The 20,776-nt window shown below is 35.6% G+C and carries 19 protein-coding genes; 14 read left to right on the plus strand and 5 right to left on the minus strand.

Features of this window, described 5'->3' with window-relative positions; all coding sequences use genetic code 11:
• Positions 1 to 20 precede the first annotated feature (20 nt).
• Together FLA105534_RS10785 and FLA105534_RS10790 are read left to right on the plus strand one after the other, a co-directional pair.
• A complete protein-coding gene (locus tag FLA105534_RS10785) occupies positions 21 to 872 on the plus strand; it encodes an alpha/beta hydrolase family protein (protein WP_173966128.1) in 852 nt (283 codons plus the stop codon).
• 128 nt (positions 873 to 1,000) lie between these two features.
• Positions 1,001 to 1,399, plus strand: a complete 399-nt coding sequence (locus FLA105534_RS10790) for a helix-turn-helix domain-containing protein (protein ID WP_173966129.1) — start codon at positions 1,001 to 1,003, stop codon at positions 1,397 to 1,399.
• Between the two features lie 307 nt (positions 1,400 to 1,706).
• On the opposite strand, the gene FLA105534_RS10795 is transcribed toward FLA105534_RS10790, so the two are convergent.
• Positions 1,707 to 2,366, minus strand: coding sequence for a DUF6565 domain-containing protein (locus FLA105534_RS10795; protein ID WP_173966130.1), 660 nt, complete (start codon positions 2,364 to 2,366; stop codon positions 1,707 to 1,709).
• A 297-nt stretch (positions 2,367 to 2,663) separates the two neighbouring features.
• Between FLA105534_RS10795 and FLA105534_RS10800 the strand changes: the two genes are divergently transcribed.
• The 11 genes from FLA105534_RS10800 to FLA105534_RS10850 all read left to right on the plus strand — a co-directional run bounded on the left by FLA105534_RS10800 (position 2,664) and on the right by FLA105534_RS10850 (position 16,435).
• The gene (locus FLA105534_RS10800) at positions 2,664 to 3,350 is read left to right on the plus strand and encodes an ABC transporter ATP-binding protein (protein ID WP_173966131.1); all 687 of its coding nucleotides are present in this window, start codon (positions 2,664 to 2,666) and stop codon (positions 3,348 to 3,350) included.
• A 155-nt stretch (positions 3,351 to 3,505) separates the two neighbouring features.
• Positions 3,506 to 4,075, plus strand: coding sequence for a cob(I)yrinic acid a,c-diamide adenosyltransferase (locus FLA105534_RS10805; RefSeq protein WP_173966132.1), 570 nt, complete (start codon positions 3,506 to 3,508; stop codon positions 4,073 to 4,075).
• 150 nt (positions 4,076 to 4,225) lie between these two features.
• Positions 4,226 to 4,447 (plus strand): DUF2795 domain-containing protein, encoded by a 222-nt coding sequence (locus FLA105534_RS10810; RefSeq protein ID WP_007138072.1) that lies wholly within the window; start codon positions 4,226 to 4,228, stop codon positions 4,445 to 4,447.
• Between the two features lie 87 nt (positions 4,448 to 4,534).
• Positions 4,535 to 7,876, plus strand: a complete 3,342-nt coding sequence (secA, locus tag FLA105534_RS10815; RefSeq protein WP_173966133.1) for a preprotein translocase subunit SecA — start codon at positions 4,535 to 4,537, stop codon at positions 7,874 to 7,876.
• Positions 7,877 to 8,073: 197 nt separating this feature from the next.
• On the plus strand, positions 8,074 to 8,418 hold the full coding sequence (locus tag FLA105534_RS10820; protein WP_173966134.1) for a hypothetical protein: 345 nt from the start codon (positions 8,074 to 8,076) through the stop codon (positions 8,416 to 8,418).
• A 115-nt stretch (positions 8,419 to 8,533) separates the two neighbouring features.
• Positions 8,534 to 9,334 carry an MbnP family protein gene (locus FLA105534_RS10825; protein WP_173966135.1) on the plus strand — a complete coding sequence of 267 codons (801 nt, stop codon included), beginning with the start codon at positions 8,534 to 8,536 and terminating at the stop codon, positions 9,332 to 9,334.
• Positions 9,335 to 9,567: 233 nt separating this feature from the next.
• Entirely contained in the window at positions 9,568 to 10,608 is a 1,041-nt protein-coding gene (locus tag FLA105534_RS10830; RefSeq protein ID WP_173966136.1) for a cytochrome-c peroxidase, read from the plus strand.
• A gap of 419 nt (positions 10,609 to 11,027) precedes the next feature.
• Positions 11,028 to 11,987: a transporter family protein gene (locus tag FLA105534_RS10835; protein ID WP_173966208.1), complete on the plus strand. Its 960-nt coding sequence runs from the start codon at positions 11,028 to 11,030 to the stop codon at positions 11,985 to 11,987.
• A 208-nt stretch (positions 11,988 to 12,195) separates the two neighbouring features.
• A complete protein-coding gene (locus tag FLA105534_RS23810; protein ID WP_246253215.1) occupies positions 12,196 to 12,399 on the plus strand; it encodes a hypothetical protein in 204 nt (67 codons plus the stop codon).
• A 92-nt stretch (positions 12,400 to 12,491) separates the two neighbouring features.
• Positions 12,492 to 14,651, plus strand: coding sequence for a TonB-dependent receptor (locus FLA105534_RS10845; RefSeq protein ID WP_173966137.1), 2,160 nt, complete (start codon positions 12,492 to 12,494; stop codon positions 14,649 to 14,651).
• Positions 14,652 to 14,836: 185 nt separating this feature from the next.
• Positions 14,837 to 16,435 (plus strand): PepSY-associated TM helix domain-containing protein, encoded by a 1,599-nt coding sequence (locus FLA105534_RS10850; RefSeq protein ID WP_246253216.1) that lies wholly within the window; start codon positions 14,837 to 14,839, stop codon positions 16,433 to 16,435.
• A 208-nt stretch (positions 16,436 to 16,643) separates the two neighbouring features.
• Here FLA105534_RS10850 and FLA105534_RS10855 read toward each other — a convergent pair whose 3' ends face one another.
• The 4 genes from FLA105534_RS10855 to cysC form a co-directional block, all read right to left on the minus strand.
• Positions 16,644 to 17,315, minus strand: coding sequence for a TrmH family RNA methyltransferase (locus FLA105534_RS10855; RefSeq protein WP_173966138.1), 672 nt, complete (start codon positions 17,313 to 17,315; stop codon positions 16,644 to 16,646).
• 64 nt (positions 17,316 to 17,379) lie between these two features.
• Positions 17,380 to 18,348, minus strand: a complete 969-nt coding sequence (locus tag FLA105534_RS10860) for a sulfotransferase family protein (protein ID WP_173966139.1) — start codon at positions 18,346 to 18,348, stop codon at positions 17,380 to 17,382.
• Between the two features lie 9 nt (positions 18,349 to 18,357).
• On the minus strand, positions 18,358 to 19,041 hold the full coding sequence (locus FLA105534_RS10865; RefSeq protein WP_173966140.1) for an aspartyl/asparaginyl beta-hydroxylase domain-containing protein: 684 nt from the start codon (positions 19,039 to 19,041) through the stop codon (positions 18,358 to 18,360).
• A gap of 127 nt (positions 19,042 to 19,168) precedes the next feature.
• Positions 19,169 to 19,702: an adenylyl-sulfate kinase gene (cysC, locus tag FLA105534_RS10870; protein WP_173966141.1), complete on the minus strand. Its 534-nt coding sequence runs from the start codon at positions 19,700 to 19,702 to the stop codon at positions 19,169 to 19,171.
• A gap of 178 nt (positions 19,703 to 19,880) precedes the next feature.
• On the opposite strand from cysC, the gene FLA105534_RS10875 reads away from it, so the two are divergent.
• Positions 19,881 to 20,579, plus strand: a complete 699-nt coding sequence (locus tag FLA105534_RS10875; RefSeq protein ID WP_173966142.1) for an SIR2 family NAD-dependent protein deacylase — start codon at positions 19,881 to 19,883, stop codon at positions 20,577 to 20,579.
• Positions 20,580 to 20,776 lie beyond the last annotated feature (197 nt).

Here is a 20,776-nt window from a genome sequence, read left to right on the forward strand (position 1 = left end):
TGTTACTATACGAAGTTTATATGAATGCAATCAAAATAGATACACCTTTAGAATACTCTATAGCCGTAACTGAATTTCTTTCAGACAATCCAAATGCCAATTGTGTTATTATTGCTTCTGCCACAGGAGTTAAGCAAAATTATTATCAGAATTTTTCAAAGTTTTTATCTAAAAACAATTACTCTGTTTTCACCTTTGACTATGGAGGAATTGGCGATTCTAAAATTCAATCACTTTCTAAGTTTTCTACAACAGCTTCAAATTGGGCACAAAACGACTTTGAAAGCGTAGTTAAATATGTCAAAAATAAAAATCCAAACAGCAAATTACTCATCATAACACACAGTATTGGCGGTCAACTTATTGGCTTAGTTCCTTCGAATAATTTATTTGACGGCGTTATAATGGTTGCATCACAATCTGGAAGCTGGGTACATTGGAAAGGATTTGACAGATTAAAAATGAAATTTTTATGGTATGTAATAATCCCCTCTTTCTGCAGAATTTTCAACTACCTGCCTTCCAGTCACTTCACGCGAATGGAAGATTTACCTAAGGGAATGGCACTCGAATGGGCTAAATGGTGCAAAAAACCGAACTATCATTTTGACTCCATCAAAAATGTAAAAGAGAGCTACGACAAAATAAAATGCCAAATAAAATCCTACAGCATCGATAATGATTTTTATGCCACTGTGCCAGCAATCAACTGGATTGCATCACAATTCAAAAATGCTGAAGTCACCAGAACGCATTTAAAAGCCGAAGAATTTGGCGTAAAAGATATTGGGCATTTTGGCTTTTTTAAAAAGATATTTAAAGAGAGTATTTGGGAACTCTTTTTAAAGGATTTAAGGAAATTCGAGAACTAGCATCTTCTAAATTAAGGTATAATATCTGACAAAAACAGATGTTTTATGAGATGTTTTTTTATCTTTGAAATTTACACTTTTAGTACAGATAGCTTTATCTTTGAACCTTCAGAAAAAAGACACTCATTATGGAACAGAAAATTCATCAGGGAAGAAATGTAAAACGCTTCAGAGAAATGCTTGGCATCAAACAGGAAGCATTGGCTTATGATTTAGGAGAAGACTGGAACCAGAAAAAAATTTCTATGCTGGAACAGAAAGACATAATTGAAGACAGTTTACTAAGACAAATCTCTAATTCCCTGAAAATTCCTGTTGAAGCTTTTCAAAATTTTGATGAAGAACAGGCGGTGAATGTTATTGCGAATACATTTAATACCAATGATAATGCAACTGGATTTGTAATTAATAATTATAATCCAATTGAAAAGATTATCCAATTACATGAAGAAAAAATTGCACTATATGAACGTATGCTGAAAGAGAAAGATGAAATGTTGGCAAGGCTTGAAAAGTTAATCAAATAGACGATCTAAAAAAATAATTTAACACATAGAAACATAGATTCTAAGTGTGTAAAGAAGAATCCAAAAAGAAACACGTTTCTTAAACATAGTGCTCTCTGTGTGTTTTAAATTAAGTGAAACGCCTTTTTTAAGAGTGTTAAATCTATGTCTCTATGTGTTTAAAAATAGCATGCTAAAAGAGAAAGATAAATTGATGGCAAGGCTAGAAAATTAATTATCATATAACTTTCAGAATTACCACATTATTAGAACATAAAAAAGGCGATCATTAACTGATCGCCTTTTTCGTTTCATTCAAAATAATTATTTATTTTTTAGCAGCTGCCGTTTCTTCAGACTTCGCACCCATTCTATTTAAGGTGTACATTGGAGCAAATTTCAACTTCAAACCGGCAATTTTGCGATTGTCTTCGCCTGTTAAGCCTTCTTTTTCAACTGTATTTTTTCGGCTGTCAAGTGCTTCATACATCAATTTAATTTCGTCCCAGTCTTCACGGGAATAACTGTCTTTATTTTTTTCCACCGTATGCACAAACTGTTGATATACACTATGAATGTTTTTAGCATTCACCCAGGCAAAACTCATATCTTCTCCAATCTTTCCTTCACCAAATAGAGCATTACGCAACTGTTGTTTTGGACTAGGCGCTGGAGGAGCAAGAATAGTTACCATATTATTTCTAAATTCTTCGTATTTAATCTTACTCGTATTTATTTTCTCTGTTGCGGCACTATTTTCTTTAATATCAGCAAGTGCCAGTTGAGCATTAGCAGCTCTTGTTTCATACTCTGCCTCAACGGCTTTCCAATCAGCCTTTAAATCGTCAGCCTTAACATTTTTAACGGAGTCGACATAAGCAACATAAGAGTCGATTGTTTTTTGAGCCTGTTCCTGTTTTTCATCTTTACACGATACAAAACCTAATGCGATTAGCGCAATTCCGGACAACAATGGTATATTTTTCATAATCTGATTATTTAAAGTTAGATTTCAAATATACCTCTAAAAACACTCGTAAAATTAATAATTACAAATATTTTAACATTATAAATAAAAATAAAATATAAAAAATGGCAATTATATAAATTTAATTTAAAATTATACAACATTTTTTTTAGTCTTTAAGCATTTAGTCGAAAAAAGTTGAAACAACAACCGAATTTATATACAGCAATAGAACTTCTGTAACAAAAATCAATTTGAGGCTACTTATCGTTTATTGAAAAGTGTTTTGTACTTTTAAATCCAAAATTGTAAATCGAAATGGCAAATCCATTAATTAAAATAACCAAGATCAAACGAGATTTTGTGCTAGGTAACGAAATTGTTTATGTTTTGAAAGGAATCAATTTAGAAATCAACAAAGGTGAATATGTGGCTTTAATGGGGCCATCAGGATCCGGAAAATCGACTTTAATGAATCTGTTAGGTTGTTTGGACACGCCAACTTCAGGACATTATATTCTGAACGGAAAAGATGTCAGCCAAATGGGAGACGATGAACTGGCAGGAATTCGAAACAAAGAAATTGGTTTTGTATTTCAGACTTTTAATCTATTGCCCAGAACAACTGCCTTAGACAATGTTGCATTACCCATGATTTATGCCGGATATTCAAAATCTGAGCGCACCAAACGCGCTGAAGAAGTTTTAAAACAGGTAAATCTCGCAGACCGAATGGACCATCAGCCTAATCAGCTTTCCGGAGGACAACGCCAACGTGTTGCCATTGCAAGAGCTTTGGTAAACAAACCTTCGATTATTTTGGCCGATGAGCCAACCGGAAACTTAGACAGCAAAACCTCTGTAGAAATCATGAAGCTTTTTGGCGACATTCACGCGCAAGGAAACACAGTGATCCTTGTAACCCATGAAGAAGATATTGCAGCTTATGCACATAGAGTTATTCGTTTAAGAGATGGATTAATTGAAAGTGACACCACGAAATAGTTTAATCGTTTATTTGGTTAATTGTTTAATTGGAAAAGAAACTTAGTAGTCACTTAGTATCTTAAAATCTTTAAAAAAATTCTGATTGTAAATTGGTTCAAACGTGAAAAACCTTAGAATCTTAGTGCCTCAGAACCTTAGCATCTTTAAAAAAAATGAAAGTATATACAAAAACAGGAGATAAAGGAACAACCGCTCTTTTTGGAGGTACACGTGTTCCTAAAGATCACATTCGAATTGACAGTTATGGTACTGTCGACGAACTAAACTCTTATATAGGACTTATTCGTGATCAGGAAATGGATGCCCATTATAAAACCATTTTAATCGAGATTCAGGATCGTTTATTTACCGTTGGTGCCATTTTGGCAACACCACAAGAAAAAGAAGTCTTAAAAAATGGTGAGCTACGTTTGAAGAATCTTGGAATAATTGATTCTGATATCGAATTGTTAGAGAACGAAATTGATCAAATGGAGGAAAGTCTTCCACAAATGACTCATTTTGTTTTACCCGGAGGACATCCCACTGTGTCACATTGTCATATAGCACGTTGTATTTGTCGTCGCGCCGAGCGTTTGGCAGTACATTTAAGCCATAATGAACCCGTTCCTGAAATCGCAATCCGATACTTAAACCGACTTTCTGACTACCTTTTTGTATTGGCACGGAAGTTGACCTCTGACTTACATGCGGAGGAAGTAAAATGGATTCCGAGAAAGTAATTCAGTCGCAGTTTTCAGTTTTCAGACTGTAAACTGTCACAGAAAACTGAAAACTAAATGAAACGTTCTTAAATTTTATTAAAATAAATCAAATTTTACTTGTCTTTTTCGGTAAAAAATTTATTTTTGCACAAACTAAACAGATAACAGATGTATTGGACATTAGAATTAGCATCTTATTTAAGTGATGCGCCATGGCCTGCTAACAAAGACGAACTTATTGACTACGCTATTAGAGCTGGTGCTCCATTAGAAGTAGTAGAAAACCTTCAGTCAATTGAAGACGAAGGCGAGATATATGAATCAATGGAAGAAATTTGGCCTGATTATCCAACAGACGAAGATTATCTTTGGAATGAGGATGAATATTAAAAAATAAACCAAAGGAAAAAGTCTCATCACCGAGGCTTTTTTTTTGGTTCAAATACACATTTACATAAAATAGAAATACAATAAATCATGAGTTTCATAAACAGTATTATAAAAGTCTTTGTAGGTGATAAATCACAGAAAGATGTCAAAGCTTTACAGCCTTACTTAAACAAAATTAAAACATTCGAAACTAGCTTAATGAGTTTGTCTCACGACGAATTAAGAGCGAGAACCGTATTTTTTAAGGAGAAAATAAAAGAAGCCAGAGCTGATAAAGATGCTAAAATTGCTTCGCTTAAAGCAGAAGTAGAAAACATCGAAGACATCGACAAAAGAGAAGATCTTTATGATGCTATTGATACTCTTGAAAAAGAAGCTTACGAAATCTCAGAAAAAACTTTATTGGAAATCCTTCCTGAAGCTTTCTCTGTAGTAAAAGAAACGGCACGTCGTTTTAAAGACAATTCGTTTATTGAAGTTACTGCAACAGCAAAAGACCGCGAATTCTCTGCTGCAAAAACATATGTTACCATTGAAGGCGATAAAGCGACTTGGGCTAACAAATGGAATGCTGCCGGTAAAGAAATTACCTGGGACATGATTCACTATGATGTTCAGTTAATTGGTGGTATGGTTTTACACGAAGGTAAAGTTGCCGAGATGCAAACGGGTGAAGGTAAAACTTTAGTTGCGACGCTTCCACTTTACTTAAATGCTTTAACCGGAAACGGAGTTCACTTAGTAACTGTGAATGATTACCTGGCAAAACGTGATAGTACCTGGAAAGCACCTTTATTTGAATTTCACGGTTTAACGGTTGATTGTATCGACAATCACCAGCCAAGTACAGAACAAAGAAAAAAAGCATACGACGCCGATATCACTTACGGAACCAATAATGAATTTGGTTTTGACTACTTAAGAGATAACATGGCACATTCGCCAAGCGATTTAGTACAAAGAAAACACAATTATGCTATTGTCGATGAGGTCGATTCTGTATTAATTGATGACGCCAGAACTCCTCTTATTATCTCTGGACCAGTTCCACAAGGAGACCGTCACGAATTTAATGAACTGAAACCAAAAATCGAAAACTTAGTAGCACAGCAACGTCAGTTAGCGAACGGTTTCCTGTCAGAAGCTAAAAAATTAATTAAGGAAGGAAACACTAAAGAAGGTGGATTCTTATTGTTAAGAGCTTACAGAAGTTTACCTAAAAATAAAGCATTAATTAAATTTTTGAGTGAAGAAGGAATCAAACAATTACTTCAAAAAACCGAAAATCAATACATGCAGGATAACAATCGCGAAATGCACAAAGTGGATGAAGCTTTGTATTTTGTAATTGAAGAAAAAAACAATCAGGTTGAATTGACTGACAATGGTATTCAATACCTTTCAGGAGATACTGATTCGGATTTTTTCGTACTTCCGGATATTGGAACTGAAATTGCCGCTATCGAAAAACAAAAACTGGACAAAGACGGTGAAGCAGAAGCTAAAGAAAGATTATTCCAGGATTTTGGAGTAAAAAGCGAACGTATCCACACCCTTACTCAGCTTTTGAAAGCATACGCTCTTTTTGAAAAGGATGTAGAATATGTGATCATGGACAACAAAATTATGATTGTCGATGAGCAAACAGGTCGTATCATGGACGGTCGTCGTTATTCTGACGGTTTACACCAAGCGATCGAAGCTAAAGAGAATGTAAAAATCGAAGCTGCTACACAAACTTTTGCAACAGTTACATTACAGAATTATTTCAGAATGTACAGCAAATTAGGAGGTATGACAGGTACGGCTGTTACAGAAGCAGGAGAGTTATGGCAGATTTACAAATTAGACGTTGTTGAAATTCCAACCAACCGTCCGATCGCGAGAATAGACAAAGAAGATTATATCTATAAAACTACACGTGAGAAATTCAATGCTGTAATCGAAGATGTTACTGAACTATCAAACGCAGGAAGACCAGTTTTAATTGGAACAACTTCTGTAGAGATTTCAGAATTATTAAGCCGAATGTTAAAAATGAGAGGCGTTACGCATAACGTTTTGAATGCTAAAATGCACAAACAAGAGGCACAAATCGTAGAAGAAGCAGGAAAAGCCGGAGTGGTAACTATTGCAACCAACATGGCTGGTCGTGGTACCGATATTAAATTAACACCTGAGGTAAAAGCTGCCGGAGGTTTAGCCATCGTTGGTACTGAGCGTCATGATTCACGTCGTGTAGACAGACAGTTACGTGGTCGTGCAGGTCGTCAGGGAGATCCGGGAAGTTCTCAATTTTATGTTTCGCTTGAAGACAACCTAATGCGTTTATTTGGTTCTGAAAGAGTAGCTAAAGTTATGGACAGAATGGGACTTCAGGAAGGTGAAGTTATCCAACATTCTATGATGACTAAATCTATCGAGCGTGCTCAGAAAAAAGTAGAAGAAAACAACTTTGGTGTTCGTAAACGTTTATTAGAATATGATGACGTAATGAACTCTCAACGTGAAGTAGTATACAAACGTCGTCGTCACGCATTATTTGGTGAGCGTTTGAAACTGGATATTGCAAACATGCTTTATGATACTTGCGAATTAATCGTAAGCAACAATAAAATAGCTAATGATTTCAAAACATTTGATTTTGATTTAATTCGTTATTTCGGAATTACATCTCCAATTTCTGAAGCAGATTTTACAAAATTATCAGATATTGAAGTAACTGGAAAAGTGTACAAAGAAGCTTTAGCATTTTATACTGAAAAAACAGAAAGAAGTGCCAGAGAAGCTTTCCCAATCATTAAAGGAGTTTACGAAGAGCCAAACAATCATTTTGAGCGCATTGTAGTTCCTTTTACTGACGGTATCAAAACGCTGAATGTTGTAACTGATTTGAAAAAAGCATACGACAGTGAAGGAGCTCAGTTAATTGCTGATTTCGAGAAAAACATCACACTTTCTATCGTTGATGAGGCTTGGAAAAAGCACTTGCGTAAAATGGACGAATTGAAACAATCTGTTCAATTGGCCGTTCACGAGCAAAAAGATCCATTGCTTATTTACAAATTAGAAGCTTTCAATTTGTTCAGAGGAATGTTAGACAACGTTAATAAAGAGGTAATTTCATTCTTATTCAAAGGTGATTTACCAGCTCAAAACGTTCCTGAAATTCACGAAGCTAAAGAAGTACGTCAAAAAGAAAACTTCAAATTAAGCAAAGACGAAATCGTAAACAGTGAGGAAATCAACCGTGAAGCGGGAGAAACACAACAACGTCAGGTTACAGAAACAATTGTGAGAGACATGCCAAAAATCAACCGTAATGATACTGTAACAGTTCAGGAAGTTGCAACCGGTAAAACAGAAACAATGAAATTTAAAAAAGCGGAATCTTTAGTAGCCTCAGGCGAATGGGTTATCGTTAAATAAAGTAAAGCCAACAGGTTTTTTAAAAACCTGTTGACCTTATTATTCTGGAAATATCCGTAGGTACAAAAAGTACCTACGGATATTTTTTTATAAAAAAATCAGTATTTGTTCGTTCAAAAAACGATTATAATGTATTTTTGCATTCGAAACAACGAAATCAACTCTTGAAGAAGTTATTTACCATATTTCTTTCCTGTATGCTCCTAGTGCCCTCATTCGGCAGTTTTGTTGTTTATACCTCTTTCAAATTAAATCAGGACGAAATATCAAAAACAATTTGTGTACAACGTAAAATGGTTTTTAATACCTGTAACGGTCGTTGTGAACTTCAAAAAAGTTTAAAAAAATACGCCGACAACGAAAAGAAAATGCAAAACAACCTGAAAGACAAATCAGAAGTAGTTTACATTCAAAATACAAGTACAGCAGATTTCAAACTGGTAACTCCAATAGCATCTAAAGCAAAAAATTATGCTTCTTTAGACAAAAAACCAATTTCGGTTTCTATTGCTACCTTCCACCCTCCATCCTATTTTATATAATTTTTAAATCACATTTCAACATCAATTGAAATGATTTTCATTGTACCCAGAAAACAATGAAAACGTGTCTACGCACACCTTACATTTAAAATTACAATTATATAAAATTCATAAAATGAAAAATACTTTATACAAAGCCCTTGCTATTGTAGCACTATCTATATCCTTAATCTCATGTTCAAACGATGACAACCAGGAAGTTTCCGGTAATGGAAAATTAATCCTGAAGTTTGACAACTCCTACGGCGCCAACGATCTTATCCTCAATACTCAACCCAATAAAACTTCAAATAACGAAGTATTAAAAATCAGTCTGGTTAAATATATCGTGAGCAATATTGTTTTAACGAAAGCCGATGGTACCACCTATACTTATCCAAAAAGCAAAAGCTATTTCATTGCAGATGAGGCAACTGCCGAAGGACGTGCGTTTGAACTGACCGATATTCCTGCGGGAGATTACGTCAAAGTAAAATTCGGAATTGGAGTTGATGAAGACCAGTGGAAACTTGGTGCTGCCGGACAGGGTAACTTTTTAGCTCAAGCCGACGCAGCAGGAATGATGTGGTCATGGGCAGCGGGTTACAAATTCTTTGCTTTGGAAGGAACTTTCACCTCTGCAACCGTTACTAAAGCAACTCCGTTTATGATCCATACCGGTAAAACAGGAACTGACTACAACTATACCGAAGTTGCAATTAATTTACCAACAAAAGCACTTGTTCGTACCACTATTACACCCCAAGTTCACTTTATAACCGACTTGTCTAAAATCATCGACGGAACCAACAAAATTATCCTTTCCGACAACAATATGGGCGGCATGGGCGCTATGATTATGGGCGGTGCAAAACTGCCGTTAATCACTAAAAACATTTCAACAATGTTTAGAGTAGATCACGTACATAACGACTAATTTATTTTTAAGAAGTACAAACCTTAGGGGAAATAAAACCTGAGTTTTCCAACATGCCTTATCTTTTGTGTCCGCCAAAATGGACATAAAAGAATATTGGTAAGGAAAAACAACACTGCTGCTTCTACAAATCAAAGAGTAATCCCGATAAAAAAACTACTTGTTCTACTTGCATCAATTCGTGTAAGTAGTGGTAGAAAAATTCTCTTTACTCTTTTTATACTTTAAAAATCATGCTGAAAATAAAACATTTTCTATGGTTACTGCTTCCGCTGATGTGGAGTTGCTCTAATCAGGAAGAAGAATACGTAAACATTCCTTTAGAATTTACTGTTCCCTCGAACTTTCCTGCTTTAGCGTATAACATTGCGCAGAATCCTCCGACTGAAAAAGGATTTGAACTGGGCAAAAAACTATTTTATGACGGACGTTTAGCGTCTGACGGCGTAGTTTCCTGTGGCTTTTGTCACATACAGGCCAACGCCTTCACCCATCACGGACACACCGTAAGTCATGGCGTGAATGATGCTCAGGGAACACGAAATACACCATCGATTCAGAATCTGGCTTACCAGCCGATATTTATGTACGATGGAGCTGCAGACCATTTAGACCTGCAACCTATAGTTCCCTTAACGAGCATTATAGAAATGAATGGAGATCTGAATGCTATTCTGAAGATGATGAAAGGCGACAAAGAGTACAAAAAATTATTTGGACAAGCTTTTAATGACGGGGAAATCTCAACCGAAAATATGCTAAAAGCGCTTTCGCAGTTTATGGTTATGGTTACTTCTTCTAATTCAAAGTTTGACAAATACAGACGTAAAGAACCCGGTGGAACTTTAACAGCTGATGAATTGGCCGGATATGATTTATTCAAATCTAAATGTGCCTCCTGCCATGCCACCGACTTACAGACAGACAATTCTTTTCGCAACAACGGCCTGGCGGTAAACCCAATGGTGAACGATGTTGGGAGATATAAAGTCACTGAGTTAGCGAGCGACTATTACAAATTCAAAGTACCTAGTTTACGAAATGTGGAAGTTTCAGGACCTTATATGCACGACGGACGATTTGGCACTTTAGAAGGTGTTCTGGAGCACTACGCAAGTGGTATAGAATCTTCGCCAACACTGGATCCGATATTAAAGCAAAATGGAAAGTTTGGAATTCAACTTACGGATACCGAAAAAACAAAAATAATAGCGTTTTTAAAAACGCTAACAGATAATCAGTATTTGACAGATAAGCGTTTTGCAGAATATTAAAGAAAGACATTAAACCGTTTTTTTTTAATACATAGAAACATAGATTCGTTTAATCACAAAAGGCGCTTCACTTACATTAACAAACATAGCTATGTGTAAATGATGTGTCATTTATTTTAACCTTTTTCAAGAGACTTTATTCTATGTTTCTATGTGTTAAAATTAATTGTACCTAATGGCATAAAATAAAATTAAAATAAAAACCGGAGTCCTAGCCCCGATTACTTCACCTAACTTTTATTTTCATAGGAGTTCAGTGAATTATATTTGAAGTGAAAAGTCTTTTTGAAAAAAGACCTAATTTTTCCTGGGTTTATAAAGCGACCAGCGGAAGCTTTGTAAAAACATAGAAAAATTGGATTTTGAAAAAAGCTTGAAACGAAAAGCGGGATCAGCTCCTAAAAACAATAAAAATGAAAATAAAAAAAACAATAGTAATATTAATGCTTTTGGTTGGTTTTTCGGCCTTTAGTTTTACTGCAAAAGATAGCATTTCGGCCTTTACTTTTCAGCGTTTGGCAATGATGGAAGATTTTGATTGCGATGCGTGCGGATGTTCAGCAAGTGGTGGAAGTATGGGTTTTGGCTCGATGCTAAACAATAATTTTGTAGGCTTGAGATATATGAAACAAAGCTATACAAGTCGCGACGGAATCTTTGCCAATTCACCTTGGATCGATGAAAACTTCAATACGATTCAGGCTTGGACGCGAGTTCCGGTGACGGAGAAAATTCAGATTTCGGCGTTAGTTCCGTATCATTTTAACGAAAGACAATTAACTGCCGGAACAGAAAACATCGAAGGATTAGGTGATATTACTGTGATGGCTTTGTATACGGTTTTTGAAACCAAAAAAGACAGCACCTTTTTTACGCATAAAATAAATTTGGGTGGCGGTATAAAACTTCCTACCGGAAAATTTAAAGAAGCAAATAATTTAGGAAGCATTAATCAGAGTTTTCAGTTGGGAACCGGAAGCTGGGATTTTCCGTTAGTTTCTGAATATGTGGTAAAGCATAAAAACTTAGGCTTAAACACAACGCTAAACTACATTTTTAAAACTGAAAATAGTAAAAATTACCAATACGGCGATCAGTTTAATTATGCCGGAACGTTCTTTTATTTGTTCGATTTAAAATCAATTCAAATTGTTCCGCAAGCAGGTTTAGCGGGCGAGGTCTACCAAACCAACCAACAACACGGATTGAATTTACCTAATACAGCCGGTGATATTTTGTTTGGCAAATTTGGCATCGAAGCCGGAAAAGATAAATTTTCGGTAGGAATTAATGCGATGTTGCCTATTAACCAAAACTTATCAAGCGGTAATATGGAGGCAAATTACAGATGGAGCATCAACTTAAATTATACCCTGTAATTTTTAAAACAGAAGAAAAACAACGAAACAAGCTTTGAGAAAAATTGTCATCATATTTCTTTCCTTCATGCTTTTAATGCCATCATTTGGCAGTTTCTGCGTTTACACGGTATTTAAGCTCAATCAGGAAGAGATATCAAAGACTATTTGTGTACAACGCAAAATGCTTTTTAATAGTTGTAATGGTCGATGCGAACTTCAGAAGAGCTTGAAAAAATATGATGATAACGAAAAAAGAATGCACGACAATTTGAAAGACAAAGCAGAGGTAGTCTACATTCAGAATATCATTATAGCCGATTTTAAAATAATCCCACCAACAGAATCGACAGCGAAAATTTTTGCTCCCACGGATAAAAAACCTGTTTCGGTTTCGAATACTACTTTTCATCCACCGTCTTATTTGATATAGATTTTAGTCCCGCTTTTCAATTCTTTTGAAAAGCTTTTTCGGCATTCTGTCAAGAAAATGTCGGGTACTTTTTAAAATTTATATCATTTAAAATGAAGAAAATATACTTCGCTCTATTCATTGTAGGGCAATGTGTCTTAGCACAAAACAAAGTCAAGCAAGATACAACACAATCTCAGGAACTGGATAATATTTTTATCACCGCAAATCGTACCGCTACCTTGCGTAAAGAAACTCCGGTTGCCATAAGCAAATTGACCGCTAAAACGATCAATGAAACTAAGGCGACAGCGGTTTATGAAATCATCAACAAAACACCCGGAGTTTTGATGGTTAATTTAGGTAACGAGCAACACATGATGTCTATTCGTCAGCCTATGACAACCAATGCTTATTATTTATATCTCGAAGATGGTTTGCCTATTCGTCCAATGGGAATCTTTAACCACAATGCTTTATTAGAAATTAATCAGTTTAATATACAAAGTATCGAGGTTGTAAAAGGTCCTGTTTCGTCTTTGTACGGACCCGAAGCGGTTGGCGGAACGATTAATTTAATTTCGCAAAAACCTCCTGTTGATCCGGAATTTAAATTTGGCGTTCAGGCTGATAATTACGGATATCGAAGATTTCAGGCGGCTGGCGGCGCAACAATTGGAAAAGTCGGTTTTCATATTGCCGGAATTTCGAGTTTGCAGGAAAACGGCTGGATGACGTATTCTGACTATAGTAAAGACAATCTAAATGCGAGAATTGATTACAACATCTCCTCTTCGACCCGATTAATCAGCAATACGATGTACGGAAAATATTATTCGGACATGAGCGGAACTGTTAATGAAGCTGCTTTTAATAACAGAACTTACCAAAGCACCTCTAATTTCACTTATAGAAAATCTGACGCATTAAGAACACGATTAACATTAGAACACGACTGGAACAGCAATTCGAGCAGTTATATTACAGCATATTTGCGCGATAATAAATTGGGACAAAATCCTTCTTACGGAATTAGATGGAGCCCAACGGTAAATCCTACTACGGCAAAAGGCGAAGTTAACTCGAATAACTTTAAAAGTTATGGCGCGATTGGGCAGCATACTCAAAAATTCAATTTTTGGAACACCAAATTGGTTGCAGGAGCTTTATACGATTATTCCCCCGTGACCTATTGGTCGTATGTTATCGATCTAAAAGCCAATCTAAATCCTGGACAAGCTGGCAAACAAACCGTTAGTTCATACGAGATTGTTGCCCAACATCCGGACTCAAAATTAGCCAATTATACGGCAGATATTTTCAACTCCGCCGGATATGCGCAATTGAGTTTTAACCCGATCGAAAAACTAATTATTACCGTTGGCGGACGCTACGATAATATGAAAGTCAATTACAACAATGCGCTTGACAATTCTACAGGAAGTAAAGTTTATGATAAAATGACTTTTAAAGCCGGTGCCAATTACAATCCAACTGAATTTGCTGGTTTTTATGGCAATTATTCTCAGGGTTTTGCGCCTCCCGGAATTACGTCAATCTTTAGAACCAAACCCGGAACTGGCGGAACAACTGGCGTTCCTGCTGACTTTTATTATAATCTCGATCCCGCAACTTTCAACAATTACGAAATTGGCGGATGGCTTTCTTTTCTTGAAAACAAATTAAATTTTGACTACGCTTTATACTATATGGAAGGAAAAAATGAACTTTTGAACATTAAACTTCCTGATAATTCGACAGATTATCGTTCGGCTGGAGAAACGCGTCATAAAGGCATTGAGTTTGGCGCTTCGTATAGTCCTTCAAAACAATTCAACATTCGTCTTGGCGGAACTTACGCACAACACACCTATATCGATTTTAAACTTTCTGACAAACCAAGCGATCCTGTTCAAAATCTGGACGGGAAAGAAATGCCGGCCGCACCAAAATGGTCTGGAAATTCTGAGGTAAGTTATTACCCAAACTGGCTTCCAAATTTTCGAACTTCTGTCGAATGGCAATTGGTTGGGAGTTATTACCAAGATCAGATTAATACCGTAAAATATAGTGGTTATAACTTATTCAACGCCAGAATAGGTTATCAATGGAAAAGCATTGAAGTTTACGGAAACGTACTCAATTTAACCGATAAATTATACGCTTATAATGTTTCGAGAGCCAATACCGCAAACGCTCAGCCCACTTATACAGCAGCAGCTCCAAGAACTTTTGTGTTTGGAATACAGTATAATTTTTCATTAAAAAAATAGAATCCTTTTTGCCACAGATTAAAGAATTTAAAAAGATTATTTTAAAAAATCATTCTAATCATTTTAATCTGCGGCACAAAATAATAATTATTAGAAGCTAATCCCGCTCTCGGCTTTATCTTTTTATGTCCGCCGCGGCGGACATAAAAAGGATATCGCCTCCATCGGGGCTAAAAAACCTAAAAATGAGCAAAGAAATAAACAAAGACAAAAAATCTAAAAAGAAAGATTCAAAATTTGTCAAGAAAGTCAAGCAGCACATGTACAAATGGCATCGAACAATTGGCTTAATAACCATTGTTCCGGTTATTTTCTGGACTTTATCAGGATTAATGCATCCGTTTATGGCGCATTTTTTTAAACCCGAAATTGCACGCGATAAACTAGAAATACCAATAATTGATAAAACCCAACTGCACTTTTCAATTCAGGAAGTTTTACAAAAAAATGAAATCACACAATTCAAAAATTTCCGAATCGTTTCATTCAACAACGCTACTTTTTATCAGGTAAAAACAATCTTTGGTGAACTGATCTATTTCGATACTTCGAATGCAAAGAAGCTGGAAAACGGAGATCAAAAATATGCCGAATGGCTTTCGCGCTATTTTCTGGACGATCAAAAAAGCGCCATTAAACAAAGCGAAGTCGTAACCGAATTTACGTCGCAATACAAATATGTCAATCGTTATTTACCCGTATACAAACTAAGTTTTGATCGTCCGGATGCCATGCAGGTTTATGTCGAAACATCATCAGGCAAACTCGCCACTTATAACCCAACTTCGAGACAAGCGTTTATCTGGTTCTTTGATACGTTTCATAATTGGTCGTTTATCGATGTAATATCAAACAATAGTATCCGAATTATAACGATGATTTTTTTGTTATCTATCATTGGCTTTTCGGCCATAAGCGGAATCGTGATTTATGGTTTATTATGGAAACAATTTAAAAAAACAGACTCTTTACAACCTAAAAAAGGCATTAGAAAATACCATCGCCAAATTGGTATTTGGATTTCGCTTTTTACCTTGACATTTGCTTTTAGCGGTGCTTACCATGCCACTACAAAATGGAATCCGTATACTTTATCGCAAATGGTTTACGAACCAACTTTCAAAACCAAAGAAATTTCTATTGCCAATACTAATCTGGATTTAGACTGGAGCCGTTTTCAGAATGCGAGCATTATTACTTTAAATGACACAACCTATTTCCGTTGTCAATTGCTTGAAAAACAAAAATTCAAAACATCGAAATCAGATTCTAATTCAAAATGGAACAAAAAAGAAGATCCAAAATCTGAAGTCGTTTATATTAATACCGCAACCAATAAAGTTATACCAGATTTGGATTTTCAATACGCTGAATTTCTCGCTTATTATTTTACAGATGGAGCTCCAAAAGCCGCTTGTTGCGAAATGGATCAAAGTTCAGATGAAACCCACATCTCTCTAGAAAACTTAAAATTACTGGATGCTAAACTCTTAACTGATTTTAATAGTCGCGAATATGGCTTTGTCAACAAAAGATTACCGGTTATAAAACTAGCTTATGACACACCCGAAAAAACAACTTATTTCATTGAGACTTCGACCTCAAGATTAGCTGCCGTCGTTAAAAATGGTGATAGGATCGAAGGATATTCTTTTGCCATTCTTCACAAATTTTTATTTATGGATTGGGCAGGAAAGAATATTAGGGATCTAACAATGGTTATAGCCGCATTAACTATTTTAATTGTTAGTGTTTTGGGGTTTATTTTGTTTTTGAAGAAATAGAAAGAAAATCTCGCAAAGTCGCAAAGGTTTTTAAAAGGCAATAATTAGATGCCTAGTTTGTCATTCGAGGGACGAGAAATCTCCGCTAGAAGCTCTACGAAGCTTGGAATCTCTTTACGGAGTTCCTTGCGAAGATTTCTCATCCCTCGAAATGACATAAAATGAGAAAAACTTTGCGACTTCGCGCCTTTGCGAGATTCAAAAAAACTTATACTTTGTCCTTAGGATTCTCTTCGTAGTACCTTGCTTCAATTCGTTTAATATCTTTAATCGAATTTTTTGCCCAGGCCAAACGTTTCTCCAGAATTTCTTCTTCGGATAAATGCCAGTCAATATCTGATTTTTGCAATCGATTTGTTAGGTTTTGAATGATGATAGCCGCCGAAACAGAGATATTCAGACTCTCAGTAAAACCTACCATTGGAATTTTAAGAAATCCATCGGCTTTGTCTAAAATTTCCTGTGACAATCCGTCTCTCTCCGTTCCAAAGAATAATGCACTCGGTTTTGTAATATCAAAATCTTCCAGCAAACAATCATTTTCATGAGGCGTTGTAGCAATAATTTGATATCCTTGATCTTTTAACGTAGAAATGCAAGTACTAACAGAATCATACTGATGAATATCTACCCATTTTTGGGCTCCCATAGCGATTTCTTTATCAATTTTCTTCCCGTAACGCTGTTCGATCACATTAAGTTCCTGAATTCCAAAAACCTCACAACTGCGCATCACGGCACTTGTATTGTGCATCTGAAAAACGTCCTCTACCACAATTGTAAAGTGCTTTGTACGGTTTCCGAGTACTTTCAGAAATTTTTCTTTTCGGTTATCAGTTAATATATTTTCAAGGAAAGCGAGGTAATCTAAATCAATCATTTCAATCTTATTTGTCGCAAAAATACATTATAAATAAAACACAAAGAAAAATTCAGGATTATTTTCAATGCGCTACATCTTCCAAAAGGATATTTCCCAGCCTTTCATGTAAACTCTTTACTAATATCAAATCGATCTCTAAAGGTTCTTCATTGAAAGAATCCCCTTTAAAAACTGCTTTTTCATTTTTAGAATGTGTATTAAGTCGTTCGTACATCCCCTGAAGTTCACTAGCACTATAATCAATATCAATAAAAGATATAAACTTCTCTATAACACCTTTCATTCCATCGTTATAATTGAGTTTTACAACATTCTGATCTGCTTCATAAAAATCCAGAAAACCCTGAAAATATTTCTCCAGTACCAAGGCTCCGTATTGCTGAAAACTAATCTCACTGATTTCTTTAGCAGAAATTCCAAAAACTTCAGGTGGTAACAAATTCGGCACCATATGCATTCCCATCATTTTTTGATGAGATTTTAAAACTTCGGTGGGATTTCGATAGAGCAAAGCAAAAGGCAATTTCGGAAATATCGATCTCAGATAGCCCGCTTTAAAAATATGCCAGGCATCCAGTTTTACAATCAGATTATTTTGTTCCGGAAATCTTTTCTGACCCAAAAAGACTAGAGTCGCCTTTAAAAGCACATTTTTTTTCTCTAAGCCAAAATTATGGCTTCTTAAAATTTCATCAATAAGAGGTGCTTCCGAAATCATAATGTTTTCAGTAGAAGTGGCCAGAGACTGACTTAACATTGTAGATCCGCATCGGGAGACATGAAACACCAAGGCCTTTAATTCAACCGAAACAAGCTCCTGAGACCACTCTATTAAATTTTCAACGGTACTTACGGCTTTAATTAAACTCGAATTATAGGCATGACTTTTACATTTAGAAATGGTTTCATCAAAAAAAGGATCAACATACCTTTTGTCGTCCAGGTACAGCCATTCCAGATAAATCTCATTTTCTTTCTCGACTAGCTTATAGGGAATCCAATTGAATAAAGGATGATTTGTATTTTTCATTTTCAGCGCTTATTTTGATTGTAAATCGGCTATAATCTGAGCTCCTGCTGCCGATGGATTTCGGGAAAGTTCTGCAATAATCTGTTGTTTTATCTCATCAGAATACTGTTCTTTTTTTCGGGAATAATGAATATCAAACCCCATATCTGTAAATAATTTATCTGACCAGTCATTTCTGATACAATCCAGTGTAAGATGGATACGCGCTTCAGAACTTTTGTTTGCTACGCTATGTGGAAGCTGAAAATTAGCATACCAGCACTCTCCCATTTCCATAGGGACCCGTTTTTTATCTACATAAAAGTACACGTCAGGATTTGTTATGATCGGAACATGAATTCTAAAAAATCCATCTTCATAAGAAGTATCATTATCGGTATGCTCTTTTATTTCGCTTTGAGGTCCTAACCGAAGCAATCGCACAGCCTCCTTTTCGCATTGAAACCAGTCCATAATCTCTTTAAAATAATGACACCGATCCAGCAACTCCGTATTCTTATAATCTGTATTAGCAAAAGAAGTTATATCGTTTATCAAACCAGACTGTGATCTTAAAGACACACTTGTCCAATTGCCTTCGTAGCGGCCAGTATTAAAATGGGGCGTCCATAAATCATTTTCACATAAAGCAAATTCTTTCTGCAATTGTTCTATTGAAAAAGAAACGGGAAGTTTACTAGAGGAAGGATTCATATGCTTTATAAAAAATTAAATTAGTAAGTATTCTTTGGGGCCTGTAAATATATAAATTTTACAAAAGCTTTATCATCAAAGAAATAAGTAAAACAAATACAATTAGGAAACCTGCAGCTATTAAAAGTTAAGCCAAATCAGGCAAACTGTCTATAATAAAATCATACAGTTTATGGGTTGAAAAAGAGACCGTTTCAAAATCGGTTTTCAATACTAAATCAGCGTTTGCAGGAACTTCGAAGACATCACTTATTCCTGTAAAATTATTTATTTTGTCCCGATCGTTGTCCGGTAACAACGCCTTTTTATAGAGTCCTTTTGGATCTCTTTTTATTAAATTGTTAATCGAACAATCTAAATAAACGGTTCTGACAAACTCATGATTCCTAAGTTCATTTCTCAGATTCTCATAGGGATTTATGACCGACATCAAAACAATCGTATCCGACACGACAAAATTTCGCCCGACATTAAAAAGCCGTCTCACATTCTCACAGCGGTCTTCTTTAGAGAATCCCAAATCTTTGCAAATTGTTTTCCGATAGACATCGCCATCAATTATCTCGACTTTATATTTTTTTTCTAATAAAAGCTGTCGAACATTTTCAGCCAATGTCGTTTTACCCGAACCCGATAATCCTGTAAATTGTATTAAAATCATTGAAAAACTCTTTTCTTTATATTCCTCACTAAAACTAAATCATTTGCAAGACCCAAACAACAAGTATAAATACGCTTTTATGGCACATCTAAACTACTAAAAGAATTCTACGAACCACGTCGCTTTTCTCCAAAAATCAATAAGTAAATCACTATTTTTATCCTTTAATTATAGCAAGATGAAAAAGAAGTTAGTTGTTTTAACCGGAGCCGGAATTAGTGCCGAAAGCGGAATAAAAACTTTTCGCGACAGTGATGGCTTATGGGAAGGCCATGATGTAATGGAGGTCGCTACTCCTGAAGGCTGGCGAAAAAATCAGGAATTAGTTCTCGACTTTTACAACAAAAGGCGCCAACAGCTTAAGGAAGTAGAACCCAATGCCGGGCATAAAATTCTGGCCGAATTAGAGCAGGATTTTGACGTGTATGTTATTACTCAAAACGTAGATGATTTACACGAACGTGCCGGAAGTACAAAAATATTGCATTTGCATGGAGAATTGCTAAAGGTCCGAAGCACATACAACCGAAATGTAATTCTAGATTGGACCGACGATTTGTTTACTGGCGACACAGATAAAAACGGGCATCAGTTACGCCCTCATATTGTTTGGTTTGGCGAAGATGTTCCGGCCCTTGAAGAAGCAATCGAAATTACCGAAACGGCAGATTATTTTGCAGTCATTGGAACATCTTTACAGGTATATCCAGCCGCAGGATTAATTTCATATACCCCTTCGATTACTCCCGTTTTTTATATTGATCCAAATCCAATTGCAATCCCGAATATTCGAAACAAAGTTGAAGTAATTTCTAAAATTGCTTCAGAAGGCGTTGCTGAATTAAGAGACAAACTAAAATCAATTCCAGGCGTATAATTATTGAACACAAATTTCACAAATTAACACGAAGATGATTTCTTTCAAACCAATTGATTATTTATAAATTAATTGATCTGTATAAATTAGTGAAATTTGTATTTCTTTTACCTTTTAAATGCCCTCAATTGACGTGTAGACTACTTCTAATTCGCAAATTCTGTTTATATTTGTGCCTTTCGAACAAACAACATAAC

The organism is Flavobacterium collinsii, from assembly GCF_902804485.1.
GTDB classification, from domain to species: domain Bacteria; phylum Bacteroidota; class Bacteroidia; order Flavobacteriales; family Flavobacteriaceae; genus Flavobacterium; species Flavobacterium collinsii.